The sequence below is a fragment of the Bradyrhizobium sp. cf659 genome (genome assembly GCF_900113725.1).
Classification (GTDB): Bacteria; Pseudomonadota; Alphaproteobacteria; order Rhizobiales; family Xanthobacteraceae; genus Bradyrhizobium.
In genome coordinates, this window is sequence record NZ_FOQJ01000003.1 from 286,292 (window position 1) to 305,617 (window position 19,326).

The 19,326-nt window shown below is 66.6% G+C and carries 14 protein-coding genes; 5 read left to right on the top strand and 9 right to left on the bottom strand.

What is annotated here, in order from left to right:
- Positions 1 to 84: 84 nt before the first annotated feature.
- The 5 genes from BM118_RS15420 to BM118_RS15440 all read right to left on the bottom strand — a co-directional run bounded on the left by BM118_RS15420 (position 85) and on the right by BM118_RS15440 (position 5,358).
- Positions 85 to 1,464: an MATE family efflux transporter gene (locus tag BM118_RS15420; protein ID WP_092186407.1), complete on the bottom strand. Its 1,380-nt coding sequence runs from the start codon at positions 1,462 to 1,464 to the stop codon at positions 85 to 87.
- 1 nt (position 1,465) lies between these two features.
- Positions 1,466 to 2,200: an MBL fold metallo-hydrolase gene (locus tag BM118_RS15425; protein ID WP_092186408.1), complete on the bottom strand. Its 735-nt coding sequence runs from the start codon at positions 2,198 to 2,200 to the stop codon at positions 1,466 to 1,468.
- A gap of 31 nt (positions 2,201 to 2,231) precedes the next feature.
- On the bottom strand, positions 2,232 to 2,534 hold the full coding sequence (locus BM118_RS15430; protein ID WP_027542359.1) for a DUF6460 domain-containing protein: 303 nt from the start codon (positions 2,532 to 2,534) through the stop codon (positions 2,232 to 2,234).
- A 128-nt stretch (positions 2,535 to 2,662) separates the two neighbouring features.
- Entirely contained in the window at positions 2,663 to 4,324 is a 1,662-nt protein-coding gene (locus BM118_RS15435; RefSeq protein ID WP_092186409.1) for an ATP-dependent DNA ligase, read from the bottom strand.
- Positions 4,321 to 5,358, bottom strand: coding sequence for a ligase-associated DNA damage response exonuclease (locus BM118_RS15440; RefSeq protein WP_092187017.1), 1,038 nt, complete (start codon positions 5,356 to 5,358; stop codon positions 4,321 to 4,323). The genes BM118_RS15435 and BM118_RS15440 overlap by 4 nt, the downstream gene beginning before the upstream one ends.
- Before the next feature lie 131 nt (positions 5,359 to 5,489).
- Here BM118_RS15440 and BM118_RS15445 point away from each other — a divergent pair, with 131 nt between their 5' ends.
- From BM118_RS15445 to pdeM, 4 genes are all read left to right on the top strand, one after another.
- Positions 5,490 to 6,416, top strand: a complete 927-nt coding sequence (locus tag BM118_RS15445; RefSeq protein ID WP_092186410.1) for a class I SAM-dependent DNA methyltransferase — start codon at positions 5,490 to 5,492, stop codon at positions 6,414 to 6,416.
- Between the two features lie 115 nt (positions 6,417 to 6,531).
- A complete protein-coding gene (locus BM118_RS15450) occupies positions 6,532 to 7,761 on the top strand; it encodes an ABC transporter substrate-binding protein (protein ID WP_092186411.1) in 1,230 nt (409 codons plus the stop codon).
- 222 nt (positions 7,762 to 7,983) lie between these two features.
- Positions 7,984 to 10,560 (top strand): ligase-associated DNA damage response DEXH box helicase, encoded by a 2,577-nt coding sequence (locus BM118_RS15455; protein ID WP_092186412.1) that lies wholly within the window; start codon positions 7,984 to 7,986, stop codon positions 10,558 to 10,560.
- A 191-nt stretch (positions 10,561 to 10,751) separates the two neighbouring features.
- Positions 10,752 to 11,450, top strand: a complete 699-nt coding sequence (gene pdeM / locus BM118_RS15460) for a ligase-associated DNA damage response endonuclease PdeM (RefSeq protein WP_092186413.1) — start codon at positions 10,752 to 10,754, stop codon at positions 11,448 to 11,450.
- Between the two features lie 147 nt (positions 11,451 to 11,597).
- On the opposite strand, the gene BM118_RS15465 is transcribed toward pdeM, so the two are convergent.
- Complete coding sequence (locus tag BM118_RS15465) at positions 11,598 to 12,461, bottom strand: LysR family transcriptional regulator (protein WP_092187018.1); 864 nt, start codon at positions 12,459 to 12,461, stop codon at positions 11,598 to 11,600.
- Positions 12,462 to 12,559: 98 nt separating this feature from the next.
- On the opposite strand from BM118_RS15465, the gene BM118_RS15470 reads away from it, so the two are divergent.
- Entirely contained in the window at positions 12,560 to 13,471 is a 912-nt protein-coding gene (locus BM118_RS15470) for a DMT family transporter (protein WP_092186414.1), read from the top strand.
- Positions 13,472 to 13,632: 161 nt separating this feature from the next.
- Here BM118_RS15470 and BM118_RS15475 read toward each other — a convergent pair whose 3' ends face one another.
- The 3 genes from BM118_RS15475 to BM118_RS15485 all read right to left on the bottom strand — a co-directional run bounded on the left by BM118_RS15475 (position 13,633) and on the right by BM118_RS15485 (position 19,085).
- Positions 13,633 to 14,403 carry a TIGR02186 family protein gene (locus BM118_RS15475; RefSeq protein ID WP_092186415.1) on the bottom strand — a complete coding sequence of 257 codons (771 nt, stop codon included), beginning with the start codon at positions 14,401 to 14,403 and terminating at the stop codon, positions 13,633 to 13,635.
- Positions 14,400 to 15,317 carry a sulfite exporter TauE/SafE family protein gene (locus tag BM118_RS15480; protein ID WP_092186416.1) on the bottom strand — a complete coding sequence of 306 codons (918 nt, stop codon included), beginning with the start codon at positions 15,315 to 15,317 and terminating at the stop codon, positions 14,400 to 14,402. The genes BM118_RS15475 and BM118_RS15480 overlap by 4 nt, the downstream gene beginning before the upstream one ends.
- A 327-nt stretch (positions 15,318 to 15,644) precedes the next feature.
- On the bottom strand, positions 15,645 to 19,085 hold the full coding sequence (locus BM118_RS15485; protein WP_177234346.1) for a tetratricopeptide repeat protein: 3,441 nt from the start codon (positions 19,083 to 19,085) through the stop codon (positions 15,645 to 15,647).
- Positions 19,086 to 19,326 lie beyond the last annotated feature (241 nt).

A 19,326-nucleotide genomic window follows, 5' to 3' on the forward strand; every position in this document is an offset into this window, starting at 1 on the left:
CGGAATGCGCGCTGAAAGCGCGGATTCCGGGTGAGGGGGACTCTCCGCGAGTCCAATTCTCACCGTCCCTGCCGAGACTCCCCCTCATCCCGACCTTCTCAGAGCGAGCTCTGCTCGTCTCGACCCCGCAAGCGGGGGAGAAGGAGAAGAGAAAGTCGCCCCATACAGCGCCGGATAACGTGCGCCCTGCAATCCGCCGCGGGCGACATAGAACGCGATCAGCGCGCACCATAGCCCGGTATTGCCGAGGGATTGCAGCGCCCACCAGGTGATGAGGAAGATCGCCAGCGAGGCCAGCATGAGATTGCGCATCTCGCGCGCCCAGGTCGCGCCGACATAGATGCCGTCGAAGCCGAACGCGAACACCCCGGGCACCGGCGCCAGCACGATGAACGGCAGGAAGTCGCGCGCGGCCCGCCGGACGTCTTCGCTCGCGGTCATGACATTGATCAACGACGTTCCGAACAATGCGAACAGCACCGCGACCACCAGCGCGAAGCCGAGCCCCCACGCGAGCACCAGCCGGGTCGAATCCGAAAAACCTCTTGCATCGCGCGCGCCAAAGGCGCGGCCGCAGAGCTGCTGGGCCGCGTTGGCAAGGCCGTCGAGGAAGAAGGCGCTGACCAGCAGGAAATTGTTGAGCACGGAGTTCGCGGCCAGCGTGACGTCGCCGGCGCGCGCACCCTTGGCGGTGAAGAACAGGAACACGGCGATCAGCGCCGCGGTGCGGATCATGATGTCGGAGTTCACCGCCAGCATCCGCATCAGCTTGGCCCGGTCGAACAAGGTGGCGCGGGGAATGGCAAAGCCGCCGTCCGCATGGCGGCGGCAGACGATGACGCCGAGCACGAATCCGACCGTCTCCGAGAGCAGCGCGGCGATCGCAGCGCCGGCAATGCCGGTGTCGTAGACCAGCACGAGCAGGATCGTCGCCACCATGTTGATGAGGTTGATGACGATCTGAAGCAGCAGCGCCGGGTTGGCGCGGGCCTGTCCCACCAGCCAGCCGAGGATGACGTAGTTGGCGAAGGCCAGCGGCGACGACCAGATCCTGATCATGAAATAGGTCTTGGCGGCGCGCGTGACGCCCTCGCTGCCGCCCATCAGGTCGAACAGCCCGGCCGCCAGCGGCAGTTGCAGCACGATCAGCGCCGCCCCGATCAGCCCCGCGACGATGAAGCCGCGCATCAGGATAGCGGTCAGCTCGCGCGTCTCGCCGGCGCCCAGCGCCTGCGCGGTGAAGGCGAGCGTGCTCATGCGCAGGAAGCCGAACAGCCAGAACAGGCAGTCGAAGATGACGGAGGCCATCGCCACGCCGCCGAGCAGCGTGGCGTCGTCCAGCCGCCCGATCGCCGTGGTCGAGACCACGCCGATCAGCGGCGTGGTGAGGTTCGCGACCATCGCCGGCCCCGCGATGGCGAAGACCTGGCGGGATCCGATCTTGAGGGGAACGGGCGCGTGCATGTCAGAACACGAGCACCATGCCGTCTTCGGCGGCGAGATGCTCGATATCGACGAGGCGCGACAGCATGTCGTCGCTCATGTGGGTGAGGACGAGGCGTTTTGCGCCAATTGCCGGCAAATGCTGTTCCAAGGTCTTCAGGCTGAGATGGTTCTTGACCACCTTCTCGTACATATAGGCTTCCGCGATGAAAAGGTCCGCGCCATGCGCCAGCGGAATGAGCGTCTCCGTCCATTCGGTGTCGGCGCTGTAGGCGAGCGTGCGGCCCTCGGCCTCGACGCGGTAGGCCAGGAACGGGCCACCGGATTCGCCGTGCACGACAGGGTAGGGCGTCACCGTCACCGCGCCGAACTTGCGCCCTTGCTCGGGCGCGAGTTCGATGACGGCGAGCTCGAAGCGCTGCCTGGTCTTCGAGGAATGCTCGAACAAAACCTCCATCACCTCACGCAGTCGCGTCTCGATACCTTGCGGGCCCGCGATCGTCAGCGGTCGCGTCCGCCGCGAGAACTGGGCGTCGAGCAGGAAGAACGGCAGGCCTGCAAAATGGTCGCCGTGGAAATGCGTGATCAGGATCAGATCGATGTCGTTCCGGTCGATCTCGAGTCGCTTCAGCGCCGGCAGAGCCGACGCGCCGCAATCGATCAGGAAGTTGGCTTCGCGCCCCGCCACGTGGAAGCAGGTGTTGAGCCTGCCGCCCGAGCCGAAGGCGTCGCCGCAGCCGACAAAGCGGAGTTGCATCGGCTGCGGGCCCCCTGAGCTTGACCCGGACCTAGCGGCGCGGCGCGCCGAAGACGCGCGACAGCAGCCAGATCGGGATCACGATGACCGCGCCGAGCAGGAAGTAGCGCCACAGCCAGTTGATGGTGTCGAAGCCGAGATCCCACAGCCGCTGGAACAGGAGGCGAATGCTGTGGATGATGTTCCAGGGATCGAAGCCGATCGCCGCCAGCACGACGCCTACCAGGATCGAGAGCAGGACGAGACGAAACGCGACCGCCAGCGGCGAGCCGCCGAGAAAGCGGTTCAGCCCGTCGCTGCGGCCGGCCGGCAAATCTCTGACGTCTTGGACCATCTGGAAACTCCTCGGGGATTCGACCCCCATTATACGGCACCGCGAGGCACATGGGGAACCCGCAACGGGGCGTCAATCGGCTTACGGGATTTTAATTCGGACAAGCCCAAGCTGCGGGCTGGCCGGGTTCAGGCCTCCACTTCGGCTGCTTCCGCCTTCAACATCTTTTCCAGCGTTTCCAGCCGGTCGGCCTCCCGCGGCGGCTTGTCCCAGCGTAGGCGGCTGATGCGGGGAAAGCGCATGGCGACGCCGGATTTGTGTCGCGGCGAGCGCTGCAGGCCCTCGAACGCGACCTCCAGCACCAGCCCCTTGTCACCCTCGTGCACGACATGGCGCACGGGGCCGAACTTTTCGGTGGTGTTGCGGCGGACGAAGCGGTCGATCTGCAAGAGCTCCTCGTCGGTGAAGCCGAAATAGGCCTTGCCGACCGGCACCAGCTCGTCGCCGGTCTCCCCTTCGGTCCAGACGCCAAACGTGTAGTCGGAATAATAGGACGAGCGCTTGCCGTGGCCGCGCTGCGCATACATCAGCACGGCATCGATGATGTGCGGGTCGCGCTTCCACTTCCACCATTGTCCCTTCGGCCGTCCCGGCAAATAAGGCGCATCGCGCCGCTTCAGCATCACGCCCTCGACGGCGTCGGCATCCTCGCCGGCGCCGGCACTTGCGGGGGCGGCGCGCGCGGCGGTCAGCGCCTCCCAGCTTGCGAAGGGCACGGTGGGCGACAGATCGATGTGGGGATCGCCAAGTTTCCTGATGAAGGTCTCAAGTCGCTCGCGCCGCTCCGCGAACGGCAGTTCACGCAAGTCGTTCTCATCGTCGCCGAGCAAATCGTAGGCGCGCAGATGGATCGGAAATTCCTTGATCAGCTTTGGCGAGACGACCTTCCGGTTGAGCCTCTGCTGGAGAACGTTGAAGCTCTGTACGCGGCCCTCGCGCAGGATCAGAAGCTCGCCGTCGATTGCGCCCGGCAGGCGCAACGACGGCACGAGATCCGGAAAGCTTCCCGTGATGTCCTCGCCGGTGCGCGAATAGAGTCGCGCCATGATGTGGCCGCGGTCGTCGCGGCCTGCCACCGCCTGCACGCGGATGCCGTCCCATTTCCATTCGGCGATGTAGTCGGCGGGGTCGAGTGCGGCGAAATCGCTGTCCTCGATCGCATGCGCGAGCATCACCGGGCGGAACGGCGCGGGATCGCGATTGACCGGCTTCTCGCTGCGGCCTTCCAGCCAGGCGAACAGGTCGAGATAGGGTGGCGCGAGCCCCGGCCAGATCAGCTCGACCTCATGCGGGTCCTTGTCGCCGAGCGCCGCCGCGGCGGTCTTCGCCAGCCGCGCGGAAATGCCGATACGAAGCGCGCCAGTGACGAGCTTGAGCAGCGCCCAGCGGCCGGTCTCGTCGAGCTCGTCGAGCCAGCGTTCGAGCTGCTTCGGCAGCTCGGTCTTGCCGAGCGTGCGCAGCGTGGTGACGACTTCGGTGAGGGTCGGCGGCGGCGGGTTGTTGTGCGCGGCCATTGCCGCTTTCGGCCACATCAACGCCACCGTCTCGGAGAGATCGCCGACATAGTCGTACGACAGTCCAAACAGCACCGGATCGGTGCGCGACGCGATAAGGTCGCGGATCAGCGCCGGCTTGGCGTGCTTGAAGCTGAGCGCGCCGGTGAGCGCGGCCAGCGCATAGCCGCGATCGGGATCGCCGACCTCGCGGAAATAGCCGGTGATCAGCCGCAGCTTGTTGTTGCGGCCGGGCTCGTAGGCGAGACGGTCCAGAAGTTCGGCGAAGCGGTTCATGCTTCGGCCTCGTCGGCAAGCGGCGTCTCGCTCTCCTCCTCGTCGCCATAGCCGACCAGGTCGAGCGGCTGCGCCCGCAGGCCCCGCGACTTGCACCAATGCACCAGCGCGTCTTCCTGGCCGTGTGTGACCCAGATCTCGCCGGCGCCGGTCGCCGCGATCGTGGCGGTGAGGCCGTCCCAGTCGGCGTGATCGGAAATCACCAGCGGCAATTCGACGCCGCGCTGCCGCGCGCGAGCGCGCACGCGCATCCATCCTGACGCAAAGGCGGTGACGGGATCGGGAAAACGGCGCGTCCAGAGATCGGATGTCGCCGACGGCGGCGCCAGCGTGATGGTGCCGGCAAGCGCCGCCTTCTTCACGCCCATCACCGGCCTGAGCTCGCCGAGCGCGATCCCGCGGCTCTGGTAGTAATGCGTGATCTTCTCCATGGCGCCATGCAGATAGATCGGTGCGTCATAGCCGGCCTGCCGCAGCAGCGCGATCACGCGCTGCGCCTTGCCGAGCGAATAGGCGCCGACGAGATGCGCGCGCTCGGGAAACAACGCGACCGAGGCGAGCAGCTTCTTCACCTCATCGGCCGCATCGCCATGGCGAAACACCGGCAGGCCGAACGTCGCCTCGGTGATGAAGACGTCGCAGGGGACCAGCTCGAACGGCGTGCAGGTCGGATCGCGCGCGTCCTTGTAGTCGCCGGAGGCGACGATGCAGGTGTCTTTGCATGTCACCGCGATCTGCGCCGAGCCCAGCACGTGGCCGGCCGGGTGGAATTTGACGCGGACATCGCCGAGCCGGATCTCCTCGCCATAGCGGATCGCTTGCGTCGAGCCGGCAAAATTCTCGCCATAGCGCAGCCGCATCATGTCGAGCGTTTCCTGCGTCGCCAGCACCGCGCCATGGCCGGCGCGGGCATGGTCGGAATGGCCGTGGGTGATCACGGCCCGCTCGACCGGGCGCACGGGATCGATGTGGAAGCCGCCGGGCTTGCAGCACAGGCCGGCAGCAGCTGGCAACAGGATGTCTTGCGGGCGCATGGTGGGCATATAGGCGGCAGAAGCTCCGAATTCACCGGTCATGCGCGGGCTTGACCCGCGCATCCATCTCCCTAAAGAGTTCCATTTTGATGGATTGCCGAGTCAAGCCCGGCAATGACGAGCCGAGTCCAATGCCCCTGCGCCTCTACCACTCTTCCGGCGATCTCATGGCCGACCGCCGTTTCGAGTTCGCGCGCGATCTCCAGCTCAAGGGCGATCTGCCTGCGGCCGCCGACCTCCTGGAGCAGGCGATCGAGCTCGCACCGAATTTCGCCTCGGCCTGGTTCACGCTCGGCGAGATCCGTCAGCAACTCGGCGAGCGCGACAAGGCCATCGCGGCCTTTCGTAAATCGCGGGAGTTCGATCCGGAGGATCAGCATGGTGCCGGCCTGCACCTGATACGGCTCGGCGATGCGAAGATGACGGAGATGCCCAAGGCCTATGTGCAGGCCCTGTTCGACCAGTACGCGCCGCGGTTCGAGCACGTGCTGATCAACGATCTCGGCTATCGCGCCCCGGCGCTGATCTTCAAGGCGGTGCTGGCCGCGCGCGTCACCGCGAAGAAGCCGGCTTTCTTCAAGTGCACCATCGATCTCGGTTGCGGCACCGGGCTTGCGGCCGCCGCCCTCGCCAAGCAGGTCGATCATTTCATCGGCATCGACCTGTCGCCCGGCATGATCAAGGAGGCGCGCGCGACTGGTCTCTACGCCGAGCTCGAGGTCGCCGACATGATCGAGGGCCTGCGCGGCAAGGGTGATGCCAGCGCGAACCTCGTCGTGGCCGCGGATGCGTTCGTCTACCTCTCCGATCTCGCGCCGGTGCTGACCGAAGCCTGGCGCGTGCTTGCATCGGGCGGCGTGCTCGCCTTCACGCTGGAGACGCATGACGGCAGCGGCATCGTTCTCGGCGAAGGCCTGCGCTATGCCCATTCGGCGGAATATGTGCGCGGCGTCCTTGCGCAAGCCGGACTGAAGCTCCTCACACTGGAGCCGGCCTCTCCGCGCAACGAGAACAACGAGCCGGTGCGCGGCCTCGTCGTCGTCGCCGAGAAAACTTGAGTCTAGGCGCTAGCGCCCTGCGATTTGAGCGTCATTGCGTCGCAAAGCTGCGACTTCCCACTTGCGAGCCGCTGGCCGAAGCCAGCACAATGCGCGCATCAGGGAGAAACAAATAATGACGAAGAATCCATCGCGGCGCGATTTCAGCGCCGCCGCGCTCGCCACCATCGCCGCATCCACCTTGCCCGCGCCGTATGTCTGGGCCGCGGAGAAGAAATACGATGCGGGCGCCAGCGATACCGAAATCAAGATCGGGCAGACCGTGCCGCATTCCGGCCCCGGCTCGCTCTACGGCGTGCTCGGACGCGTCGGCGAAGCCTATTTCCAGATGCTGAACGAGAAGGGCGGCATCAACGGACGCAAGATCAAGTTCCTCACCATGGACGACGCCTACAGCGCGCCGAAATGCGTCGAGGCGACGCGGCGCCTGGTCGAGCAGGAAGAGGTGCTGGCGCTCTACGGTTCGCTCGGCACCGCGCCGCAGACCGCCGTGCACAAATACCTGAACTCCAAGGGCGTGCCGCAGCTGCTGCTCAACACCGGCGCGTCGAAGTGGAACAATCCGAAAGAGTTCAAATGGACGATGGCGGGCCTGCCGCTCTATCCGACCGAGGCGCGCATCCTGGCGCGGCATGTCGTCAGCGTGAAGCCGAACGCCAGGATCGGCATCCTCTACCAGAACGACGATTTCGGCCGCGACTTCCTCGGTCCGTTCAAGAAGGTGCTGGCCGATGCCGGCGGCACCGCGCAGGTGATCATGGAGCAGACCTACGATCTCACCGAGCCGACCGTCGATTCCCAGCTCATCAACCTCTCCAAGTCGGGCGCCGACGTCTTCTACAACATCTCCACGGGCAAGGCGTCGTCGCAGTCGATCCGGAAAGTGGCCGAGCTCGGCTGGAAGCCGCTGCACTTGCTCTCAGCCGGCTCGACCGGCCGCTCGATCCTCAATGCCGCGGGCCTCGAGAACGCCGCCGGCATCGTCGCGATCCGCTACAACAAGGAAGTCGGCCTGCCGAAATGGGAGAAGGACCCCGACGTGATGGCGTTCGAGGAGCTGCGCAAGAAGTACGTGCCGGCCATCGACCCCGACAACACCATCGCCTTCGCCGGCTACGGCCAGGCCGTCACCATGGGCGAGATCCTGCGCCGCTGCGGTGACGAGCTCACCCGCGCCAACGTGCTGAAGCAGGCGTCCACGCTCGCGGGCTTCCACTCGCCCTATTTCCTCGACGGCGTCACCTACAGCTACACGCCCGAGGACTACACGCCGATGAAGACGCTCTTCATCTCGACCTTCACCGGCAAGGATTGGGACATCTCCGACAAGCCGATGTCGGAGTGATTTTCTTCCCTTCTCCCCTTGTGGGAGAAGGTGGCGCGAAGCGCCGGATGAGGGGTTCTATCCACGCGCAAGACTGTTCGCGAGGATGGAGACCCCTCACCCGTCTCGCCGCTGCGCGGCGATCCACCCTCTCCCACAAGGGGAGAGGGGAAGGCGGTGCCCCACTCTTGAAGGTCTCCCACCCCCTCGACGAACCCGCCCCCACGGCTTACCTGTGATGCCGTGCCGCCCCGCATCCTCAAAATCCCGGCCGAGCCGGCCGCGCTGCTGCCCGACCGCTTCCAGGCATGGTTCGCGGGGCGCGGCTGGTCGCCGCGCGCGCATCAATTGGCGCTGCTGGAGAAGGCGCGCGAGGACGCTAGCGCGCTGCTGATCGCGCCGACCGGCGCGGGCAAGACGCTGGCGGGATTTCTGCCGACGCTGGTGGAGCTTTCGACGCAGGCGGTTGAACGAGACGCCACCGCCAGGCAAAGCCTCGTCTCCACCGGCCGCACCGTGCAGCGTCCCGGCGGCCTCCACACCCTCTACATCTCGCCGCTCAAGGCGCTTGCCGTCGACATCGCGCGCAATCTCGAACGTCCCCTCGCCGAGATGGGTCTGCCGATCAAGGTCGAGACCCGCACCGGCGACACGCCGGTGTCGCGGCGTCAGCGGCAGCGGCGCTATCCGCCGGATATCTTGCTGACGACGCCCGAGCAGCTTGCGTTATTGCTCTCCTCCGACGACGCGCCGTTCCTGTTCTCCTCCCTGAAGCGCATCGTGCTGGACGAGCTGCACGCGCTGGTGACATCCAAGCGCGGCGATCTGCTGTCACTCGGGCTGGCGCGGCTGTGGCGGCTCGCGCCGCAGATGCGCGCGATCGGATTATCGGCGACCGTGGCCGAGCCTGATCAGCTCGCGCGCTTCCTGGTGCCGCAGCCGGATGGCAAGGAAGTGGCCGCCGACATCGTCATCGCCGGCGGCGCCGCGCCGCCGCTGGTCGAGATGCTCGATACGAGAGAGCGGCTGCCCTGGGCCGGCCACGGCGCGCGTCACGCACTCGCCGAGGTCTACGAGCTGATCAAGCAGAACAAGACCACGCTGGTCTTCGTCAACACCCGCAGCCAGGCCGAGATGTTGTTCCAGGATCTCTGGCGCATGAACGATGACGGGCTCGCGATCGCGCTGCATCACGGCTCGCTCGACGTCGCCCAGCGCCGCAAGGTCGAGGACGCCATGTCGGCGGGACGCTTGCGCGGCGTGGTCTGCACCTCCTCGCTCGACCTCGGCGTCGACTGGGGCGATGTCGATCTCGTGGTCAATATCGGCGCGCCCAAGGGCTCCTCGCGCCTGATGCAGCGCATCGGCCGCGCCAACCATCGCCTCGACGAAGCCTCGCGCGCGGTGCTGGTGCCGGCCAACCGCTTCGAGGTGCTGGAGTGCCGCGCCGCCATCGACGCCATCGCCGAGAACGCGCAGGACACTCCGCCGTTGCGCACCGGAGCGCTCGACGTGCTGGCCCAGCACGTGCTCGGCCGTGCCTGCGGCGAGCCATTCTTCAACGATGACCTCTATGACGAGGTACGCACCGCCGCGCCCTATGCGGGCCTCGCGCGCGGCGATTTCGACGACGTCGTCGATTTCGTCGCGACCGGCGGCTATGCGCTGAAGACCTATGAGCGCTTCGCCCGCATCAAGCAGGACAAGCAGGGGCGCTGGCGTGTCGCCAATCCAAAGGTGCGGCAGAGCTATCGTCTCAATGTCGGCACCATCGTCGAGGAGCCGATGCTCAAGGTGCGGCTGGTGCGCTCCCGCTCCACCGGCAGCGGTTCGACCGGCGCGATCGCGCGCGGCGGCCGCGTGCTCGGCGAGATCGAGGAATATTTCATCGAGGGGCTGACCGCCGGCGACACCTTCGTGTTCGGCGGCGAGGTCGTGCGCTACGAGGCGCTGGCCGAAGATCAGGTCTACGTCTCTCGCGCCAACGACAAGGATCCGAAGGTGCCGTCCTATATGGGCGGCAAGTTTCCGCTTTCGACCTATCTTGCCGAACGTGTGCGCCGCCTGCTCGACGACAGGCGCGCGTGGAACGGTCTTCCGGAGCAGGTGCGCGACTGGCTGTCGCTCCAGAAGGAGGTCTCGCGCGTGCCGGGTGTCCGCGAACTCCTGGTCGAGACCTTTCCGCGCGGCAACAAGCACTACCTCATCTGCTATCCCTTCGAGGGGCGGCTGGCGCATCAGACGCTCGGCATGCTGCTGACGCGGCGGCTGGAACGCGGCCGCGCCCGGCCGCTCGGCTTCGTCGCCAATGAATATGCGGTGGCGATCTGGGGGCTGGGCGATGCCTCCTTCATGATCCGCAACGGTGAGCTCGATCTCGACGCGCTGTTCAACCCCGACATGCTGGGGGACGATCTCGAAGCGTGGCTGGCCGAATCCGCGCTGATGAAGCGCACCTTCCGCAACTGCGCGCTGATCTCCGGCCTGATCGAGCGCCGCTTCACCAGCGAGGACAAGAGCCGCCGCCAGGTGCTGTTCTCGACCGATCTCGTCTACGACGTCTTGCGAAAACACCAGGCCGACCACGTCCTGCTGCGCGCCGCCCGCGCCGATGCCGCCACCGGCCTGCTCGACCTGCGCCGTCTCGGCGGCATGCTGGCCCGCATCCAAGGCCGCATCACCTACCGGGAACTCGATCACGTCTCCCCGCTCGCCGTCCCCGTGATGCTGGAAATCGGCCGCGAGTCAGTTTATGGCGAAGCTGCAGACGAGTTGTTGGCGGAAGCGGCCGACGAGCTCGTCAAAGAGGCGATGTCGTAGACTGCTGCAATAATGATCTTTGGACGTCACCAGCGCCGTCATCCCGGGGCGATGCGAAGCATCGAACCCGGGATCTCGAGATTCCGGGTTCGCGCTTGCGCGCGCCCCGGAATGACGGAAAAATCGGAACATGGATGGCCGGGCATAGGCGAGCGGAAGCGACGCCGTTCTTCGAACGGCGACGCTCGGCCATGACGGAGCAAGTGGCGCTATCGATTTCGTCAACGCGCACGCTGGATGTCGCCGGCATCGCGCTCCACGCCGATCTCTCCGGCGCCCTGTTCTGGAAAGAGCAGCGCCTGCTCGTCGTCTCCGACCTGCATCTCGAAAAGGGCTCCAGCTTCGCGACCCGCGGCGTGCTGCTGCCGCCTTACGATACCATCGCGACGCTCGGCCGGCTTGCTGCTGTCATCTCCCGCCATGATCCGCACACCGTCATCGCGCTCGGCGACAGTTTTCACGATCGCACCGCGCATGAGCGCCTCTCCGCGGAGGATCGTGATGCCGTCGCCGCACTCCAATCTGGCCGCGACTGGATCTGGATCTCCGGCAATCACGATCCGATGCTGCCGCGCGATCTCGGCGGCACCATCGCCGACGAGGTCGCGATCGGCCCGATCACCTTCCGCCACGAGCCGACCGGCGCGCATGGCGAGATCGCCGGCCATCTCCATCCCAAGGCCCGCGTCTCCGCGCGCGGCCGTTCGATGGAGCGTCGCTGCTTTGCCAGCGACGGGATGCGCGCCGTGATGCCCGCCTTCGGCGCCTATGCCGGCGGCCTCAGCATCCGCGATGCGGCGTTTGCAAAGATCTTCCCGGAGAACGGCTTTGTCGCCCATCTCCTCGGCGACCGCCGCGTCCACGCCATCGCCGCGTCGCGGTGTTATTGAGGACACGGTTCGTAGGGTGGGTTAGCCTCGCGGATTGTGCGAAGCGCAAACCGCTTGGCGTAACCCACCTCTTCTGTTTCAGCGGAGATAGACAATGGTGGGTTACGCTGCGCTAACCCACCCTACGCACCTTCACCGTTGCGATACCTAGGCCGCCTTCGCCTGCACGTTATCGCAGAACTCCGCGAGCCGATCGGCGAGCCGCAGCGTCGCCGGGCTCGCATCCGGCGACGCCATCAGCGCCACCTCGGTCTTGTTGATCGGCGCAAAGCCGTCCTTTGCGGTCAGCACGCGATGATCGGCCTGGATCGACATTTCGGACAAGATGCTCAGCCCCATGCCGGCCGCGACCGCGGCCTGGATGCCGGCGAGGCTCGATGACGTGTAGGCCATGTGCCAGGTGCGGCCGGCGCTCTCCAGCGCGTGGATGGCGCCGGCGCGATAGAGACAGCCCAGCGGAAAGCCGATCAGCGGCACCGACGGCGCGCCCGCATCGATCGGATGGCTCTTGCTGGTGACCCAGTGCACCCGCTCCGGCCACACTGCGATCGCGCCCTTCTCGCCGGCCTCGCGCTTGTAAAGCGCCAGATCAAGCTCGCCGCGTTCGAGATCGCGGGCGAGGTTCTTGCTCTGGTCGGCGCGGACGTCGAGCCGCAGGCCGGGATGTGAGCGCGAGAACGTCGCCAGCAATTTCGCCAGGCGATAGGCCGCAAAATCCTCGGGAATGCCGAGCCGGATCGCGCCTTCGCTGTCGGGCTGGCTCAGCACGTCGCGCGCCTCCTCCGCAAGCGAGAGCAGCCGCCGCGCATAGGACAGCAGCCGCTCGCCGGCCTCGGTCGGGCGCACGTCCTTGCCGTCGCGGTGCAGGAGCACCTGGCCGACGTCCTCCTCCAGCCGCTTGATCTGCTGGCTGACGGTCGACTGCGTGCGATGGACGCGCTCGCCGGCGCGGGTGAAGCCGCCGGCCTCGACGACCGAGACGAAGCTGCGCAGAAGCTCGAGATCGAGCATGGGCGCCTCCATTCATAAATCCACTGATCCATAGTTAATCATTTAATTTCCAAATGACAAGCGGTCTCCCTAGATCGAGGGCTCAGGAGAATGCCCTCATGTCGCTCGCCCCCTCGATTCCCGTCCCCCGCAGCCGCTTCAACACGCTGCCGCTCGCTATCGGACTGTTCTGCCTGCTCTGGAGCTATGCCTTCGTCGCCGGCAAGATCGGCGTCACCCATTGCCCGCCGCTGATCCTGCTCGCCGCGCGCTTCTCGCTCGCCGGCATCTTGATCCTCGGTGCGACACTGATCCGCGGCGACGACTGGTCATTGTCCTGGCGTGATGCGGCCATCTTCGCCGTGCTCGGCATCGCCAACAACGCACTCTATCTCGGGCTCGGCTACACCGGCCTGCAATCGGTCTCCGCCGGGCTCGGCGGCCTGATCGTGTCGGCCAATCCGGTGTTCACCGCGGCGCTCGCCGCATTGCTCCTTGGCGAAGGCATGACCTGGCGCAAGGCGAGCGGTCTCTTGCTCGGCGTTATCGGCGTGATGGCGATCGTCTGGCACCGCCTGTCGGTCGGCACCGATTCGCTGCACGGCATCGTCTTCACGCTGGCCTCGCTCGCCTCCATCGTCGCCGGCACGATCCTCTTCAAGCTGCTCGCGCCGAAGGGAAGCCTGTGGATCGGCAACGGCGTGCAGAACCTCGCCGCCGGCATCGTGCTGACGCCGGTTGCGCTTACCTTCGCCGATATTCACGCGATCGATTTCACCCCAAGCCTGATCGGCGCCTTCGCCTTCCTCGTGCTCGGCGGCTCCATCCTCGCCTACTGGCTCTGGTTTCATCTCCTGAAAGTGTGCGGTGCGACTGCTGCCAGCGCCTATCATTTCCTGATGCCGCCGCTCGGCATGCTGTTCGCCTTCCTCGTGCTCGGCGAGCATGTCGAGGCCCGCGACCTGCTCGGCATCATCCCGGTCGCACTCGGCATCTATCTGGTGACGCGGCCGGCGAAGGCGGCGTCGTAGCGTGCGAAAATACCTCAACGTCGTCCTGGCGAAAGCCAGGACCCATTACCCCGATTGGTCATTGTTGCGACAGGCTGTGGCCAGAGCGTTCTCCAACAACAACGCCCTGTGGTTATGGGTCCTGGCTTTCGCCAGGACGACTCGGAGAGAAGGGCTCCGCCTCAATCCTTTCTGAAAACGATCGACGCCATCCATCCCGTCATCAGCGCCATGGCCGCGGTGGCGAGGCCGTAGATCAGGCCGTTCTGTCGCGCGGTCGTCGCGACGAACTGTTCGAAGCCGACCTTGACGATCTCGAAGGCGGTCTCGGTCTTGCCGATGAATGCGCCGTTCGCAAACAGCTTGATCTCGACCTCGTAGGTGCCGATCGGCACCTCCGCCGGCAGCGGAATGCCGGTGCGGAACAGCGTCGGTGTCAGGAATGTCACGGCGCTCGCATCCTCGCGATAGAGGCCGCGCTGGGTGCGCAGGCGGATGAAGGCGGAGCGGAATGCGTCGTTCGGCACCACGTCGGCATAGTCGCCGCTGACTCGTTGGGTCAGCAGCACGTTGTTCAGCCCGATCTGCTGCCGCCGTGCGATGTCGGGCGAGGTGATGACGTCGAACGGGCGGTTGGCGAACAGCGCCAGATAGCTCGGCACCTGCAGGAACTGCCGGTAGTCGGTGTTGATCCAGATGCCGAAAGTGCGCTCCTTGCGCCGTGTCACCATGTCGGCGCGCGGGCCCATCACGGTGACCACGAGATCGTAAGCCGTGCGGTCCGCGGGCGTCGTGGCGTCCTTCTCGACCGAGCCGAACAGCACCAGCTCCTCGCCGGAATAATTCGGCGTCACCGTGACGCGGTGGTTGGAGACCGACACGATCAGCCGCTCGGCCCGCGCGGCGCTGCCGAGCGACAGGACGAGAACGACTGCGAGAAGCGCGCGCATCATCCGCTCACCCCCAGCTCACGGATGGTGAAGAGATCCTCCGGCCGGATCACCAGCTCGATCGCAAAGCGCACGCCGACCGAGAGGATCAACAGGCCCAGCAGCAGCCGCAGCTGCTCGCCGCGGATCTTCTGGCCGGCACGCGCGCCGAACTGCGCGCCGGTGACGCCGCCGACCATCAGGATCAGCGCCAGCACGGCATCGACGAGGTGATTGGTCACCGCATGCAGCATGGTCGCGAGCAGCATGGTGACCACGGTCAGGACCATCGAGGTCCCGATCACCGTCGAGGTCGGCACCCGCAGCAGGTAGATCATGATCGGCACCAGGATGAAGCCGCCGCCGATGCCCATGATGGCGCCGATGAAGCCGATCATGATGCCGACGATCACCACGGGGATCACCGAGAGATAGATCTTCGAGCGCTTGAACCGCATCTTCAGCGGCAGGCCATGGATCCAGTTGTGCGTGCGCCGCGGCGGCACCGCGCCGCGCCGGGTCCGCATCAGGGCGCGCAGGCCTTCCGAGAACATCAGGCTGCCGACGGTGGTGAGCAGCACGACGTAGGACAGCGCGATCATCAGGTCGAGCTGGCCGAGCGCGCGAAGCTGCGTGAAGGTCCATACCCCCAGCGCGGTGCCGGTTACGCCGCCGCAGAGCAACACGCTCGCCAGCGCCGGATCGATCGCGCGCCGCCGCCAGTAAGAGATCGCGCCGGAAAAGGAGGAGGCGGCGATGTGGCTCGCGACCGAGGCGACCGCGACCGCCGGCGTGATGCCGATGAAGATCAGGAGCGGCGTCATCAGGAAGCCGCCGCCGATCCCGAACATGCCGGAGACGAAGCCGACCGCAGCGCCCATCGCCAGCACCAGGAAGACGTTGACCGGAAGATCGGCGATCGGAAGGTAGAGCTGCATTGAACCACGCACCGGCGAGACGGATCGACTAGCGCGGAATGCTCGCGGAAAGATCGGAACGATTGCCGCGTCCCTCAATAGCCGAATTCGCCGGCGGAGGGATCAGGAATCTTGGGCGCGGCGAATGGGCATGAGGAGGGTGATCGAGGCGCCGTGGCTCTCCAAGTCGTCCTGGCGAAAGCCAGGACCCATGACCACAAGCAGTCGTTGTCGAAGGACGCTGTGGCCACAGCGTGCCGCGATGACAATCAGTCGGGATAATGGGTCCTGGCTTTCGCCAGGACGACATGGGGAGATTTGTCGTCAGAGACGACTGAGTGACCGCTCTCAGTGCGCGGCGGACGCCGAGCGCTTGGTCGCGACCGGCTTCGGCGCGGGCTTGGCGTTCGCCTGCGGTGCGCTGTCCCAGCCGCCGTTCGGGGCTGGGACATTGGCGGCGTCGTCAGGCTGCGGTTCGGCGCTGAAGGTCTGGATCGCGAGCTTGGCGGCGGCGAGCGATTGCGGGTCGAGGCGCTTGGCGACGTCGTCGCGCTTGCCCGTCGCGTCTGCATCGCCCTGGGCGGCCGCCAGGCTGAACCATTTGTAGGATTCGGCGAGGTTCTGCTCGACGCCGATGCCGCGGGCATAGAGGATGCCGAGATTGAACTGGCTGTCGGCGACGCCGCGGTCGGCCGCTTTCCGGAACCACTGCGCCGCGCTCTTGTAATTGGCACCGCGTCCGCCGCCGTCGGCGTCGAGCACCGCGAGATTGTGCATCGCCTTGGCGTTGCCGCGCTCGGCGGCCTGCGTGTAGTAGCGGCGGGCGATATCGGCGTCCTTCTTCACCCCGAGGCCCTTTTCGTAGAGCGTGCCGAGGCGGAAGGTTGCGGGCACCACGCCGGCCTGCGCCGCGCGGTCGTACCATTTCGCAGCTTCGTCGTAGTTTGAAGCGACGCCCTTGCCTTCGGCAAAGCGCACGCCGATCTCGTAGGCGGCGGTCGCATCGCCCTTCATCGCGGCGGTGCGCAAGGCCGGGCCGCCGATACCATCAGGAAGCTTTTCGCTCGGCGGCACCTGGACGAGGCCGAGCCGCGCGCGGCTGGCGCCCGACAGCGCGCCGGTGACGTCGCTCGACGCCACAGGCGGGGTTGGCGCAGCGGCCGGGGTTTGGGGGATTTCGACCGAGGCGGTGCCGCTCGGGCTTGTCACCGACACCGGCGCGGCATTGTTCTGCGACTGCTTTCCGATCGGCGTCGGCGAGGTCATCGACGGCGTGACCTGTTCCGGCGCAGCCGGCTTGTTCTCAACGGGCGGCGGGGCTCGCGGCGCGGGCTCGCTCACCGAATTCTCCATCGCCTGCGGCGCCGGCGGCGCGCTGCCGCCATCGAGCAGGTTCATCGCCATCTTGAAGGTGCCGAGCACGATCACGACCACGCTCGCGCCGACCAGCAGCGAGCGGATCTTCGAGGTGATGGTCGAGGCGCCTTCCTGACCCTTGTCCTTGGCGCGGGCGATTGCGGCCTTGGCGCCACGGGCCGGCTTCTCGGGCGGTTGCGCGGCGGCGGCCTGGGCGGCGCGGCGCGCGGCCGCGATGAAGCTCGACGACGACACTGGCTCCTTCGGAGCAGTGGGAATTCCGCTGATCGCGCTTTCGGAAGCGGCAATGCGCTCCGACGGTGTGGCGACGCGCCCACCCGGCCGTGTGCCCGGCTCGAGCGGATGATCCGGCGGCAATTCCGGCGCGAGCGCACCGCGCGCGGGCGCGGTATGCGGCTCCAGGATTTCGCTGATCGCGCGCGGCGGAACGGGCGGTGCCGTCGGCGCCATCGGGACCGGCGGCGGAGCGGCAGGTGCCGCGGCGGCGTGGAATTCGCGCGGCGCGGCCACGAAGGCAGAATGCGCCGGTTGTTGCATGGCGGCCGGATTCGGCAGCTCAGGCTTCGGATCGTATTTCGGCTGCTGTTGCTGCGGCCGAGATTCGCGCGCCATCGGCGCGGGCTCCATGGGCGCAGCCATCGGCATCGGCTGCGGTGCAGGGGCCGGCGGCGCAGTGCGCACCGCGCGCAGATCGCCCTCGATCATCGAGAGGCGATCGACGACGTGGCCGAGCGCGCTGTGGACGGCTTCGAGCGAGTCCTGGGTGCTGCGGTTGGTTTCGGCCTGGCTGAAGCGGATGTCGGAGAGCTCGCGCTTGACGAGATCGACCACACCGGAATCGGCAGGCGGCGCGGAGTTGCGGCTCTCGGCGAGCGCGGAATAGGTCGCCTGCTGGCGCTCCAGGTGGCGCAGGATGTCGTGCAGCCCGTCCTCGACGCGGCTCAAGTTGCCGTTGCGCGGATCGGAGGCGGCTTCGATCCGCTCCAGCAGATAGGAGACGCGCTGTTCGAGATGCGCAAAGGTCGAGGCCGAATCGTTGCCGACCTGCATGCGGTCGAAACGATCCGACAGCGCGCGGATCGCGGCTTCCAAATGTTCGGTGCTCTCGGCAGGCTGAGGCCGCTCGCGCGTCTCCAGCGCGGCGGTGAGTGCCGCGATGCGCTGCTCGAGCACGGCGAAGCTGTCGCCGGGGCCGGACGAGCGGGTGATCTGGTCGACCTTGGACGACAGCAGCTGCACGTCCTCGGAAAGCCGTGCCAGCGCTTCGTTGGAGGCGACGTTGGAGACGATGCCGCGCAGCGCCGAGATCGCGCCTTCGAGCTGGCGCACCGTGGACGGATCGTCATTGGCGCGCAGGATCAGATCGAGCTTGGCGCCGAGATTGCGGATCGCCTCGTCATAGCCGGTGAGCTGCTCGGCCGGCGTCAGCGTGCGCAGCACCTGCTTGATGTCGGACAGCGCGTGCTCGATGCCTGACAGGACCTGGCCGTCGGTGCCGGACGAGCGGGTCTCGTCGATGCGACGGTGCAGCGAGCGGATTTCGTTTTCGATCGACTCGATCGCGCGGCGCGGCATCGCCTCGGTGATGGCGTGGCGGATCTCCGCAAGCTCGCTGCGGAAGGCGTTGATCGCCTGCTCGGTATTGTCAGGGCGCTGGAGCGATTCGATCTGGCTGGTGATCTTGAGCAGATGGCGCTCGAGCGACGAGAAATCCGGCCCCGGCTGCGGTGGCGGCGGAGCGTAGGCAGGCGCGGGCGGCGCCATCGGCGCGATGGGAGGCGCGTAAGGGGCGGCTGCTGGTGCAATCGACGGCGCGGCGCGCGGCGGCATCTGCCTGGGCGTAAAGCCGTCGAGCTCGCTCTGCCGCGCCGTGATCTCGGCGACAGCCACGTCGAACGAGGCGGGGCTCAGAGGCGGCGAGCTGCGATAGACCTGTGCGGCCGCGCGCTCGACCGCATCGGCCTGGCGCTGGCGCGTCTCGGCGGGTGCGGGCCGCGGCGCCTGAGGCGCTTGCGGTTGAAGCTGCTGCGGCTTCGAGATTTGCGACAGGCGCGCATCGAGCCGCGAGATCGCATCGTTGAGCTGGCGTGCGACGCCCTGCTCGCGCGAGACCTCTTGTCGTGAAGAGTCCTGGCGCGGGGTCGGCTTTGAAATCCGTTCGATCTGCTGGGTGATCGCGTCGAGCCGCTGGTGGATGTCGGCGACTTCGCGGCTCTCCGGACTCGGCACGTGGTTCGGCATGTGTTGCGGACGCTGCTCGTAAGGTCCGCGAAAGTTTGGCGGGGCAGTTTCGCCGAGCGTGGAGTTCAGCCAATCGTTGAGTGACATGCCGGCTCTGCGCGCAGCAGCTTCGGCCCGCTCCCGGACGGAGGGATCGATGCCGTCAACACTCCACGATACGCGCGAATTCATGACTCTGTCCGGTTCCGACTCCGGCGCCCCACCCGGCGCCTCCAGTCTCCCCACGCGTCCCGGTTGCAAGACAATCGAATTCGGCGCGGGTCGTCTGCCTCGAAAACCGACTTTTTCCTGTTACGGTAAATAACGGGTTAAGGAATGCGTTGCCGATGTCTTAAAGTTGGGCGGGGGGAACCGGGGGGAGTCGTTGTGGCGCTCATCCGGTCGCCAAATAACCGGTGTCATGCCCCGCGAA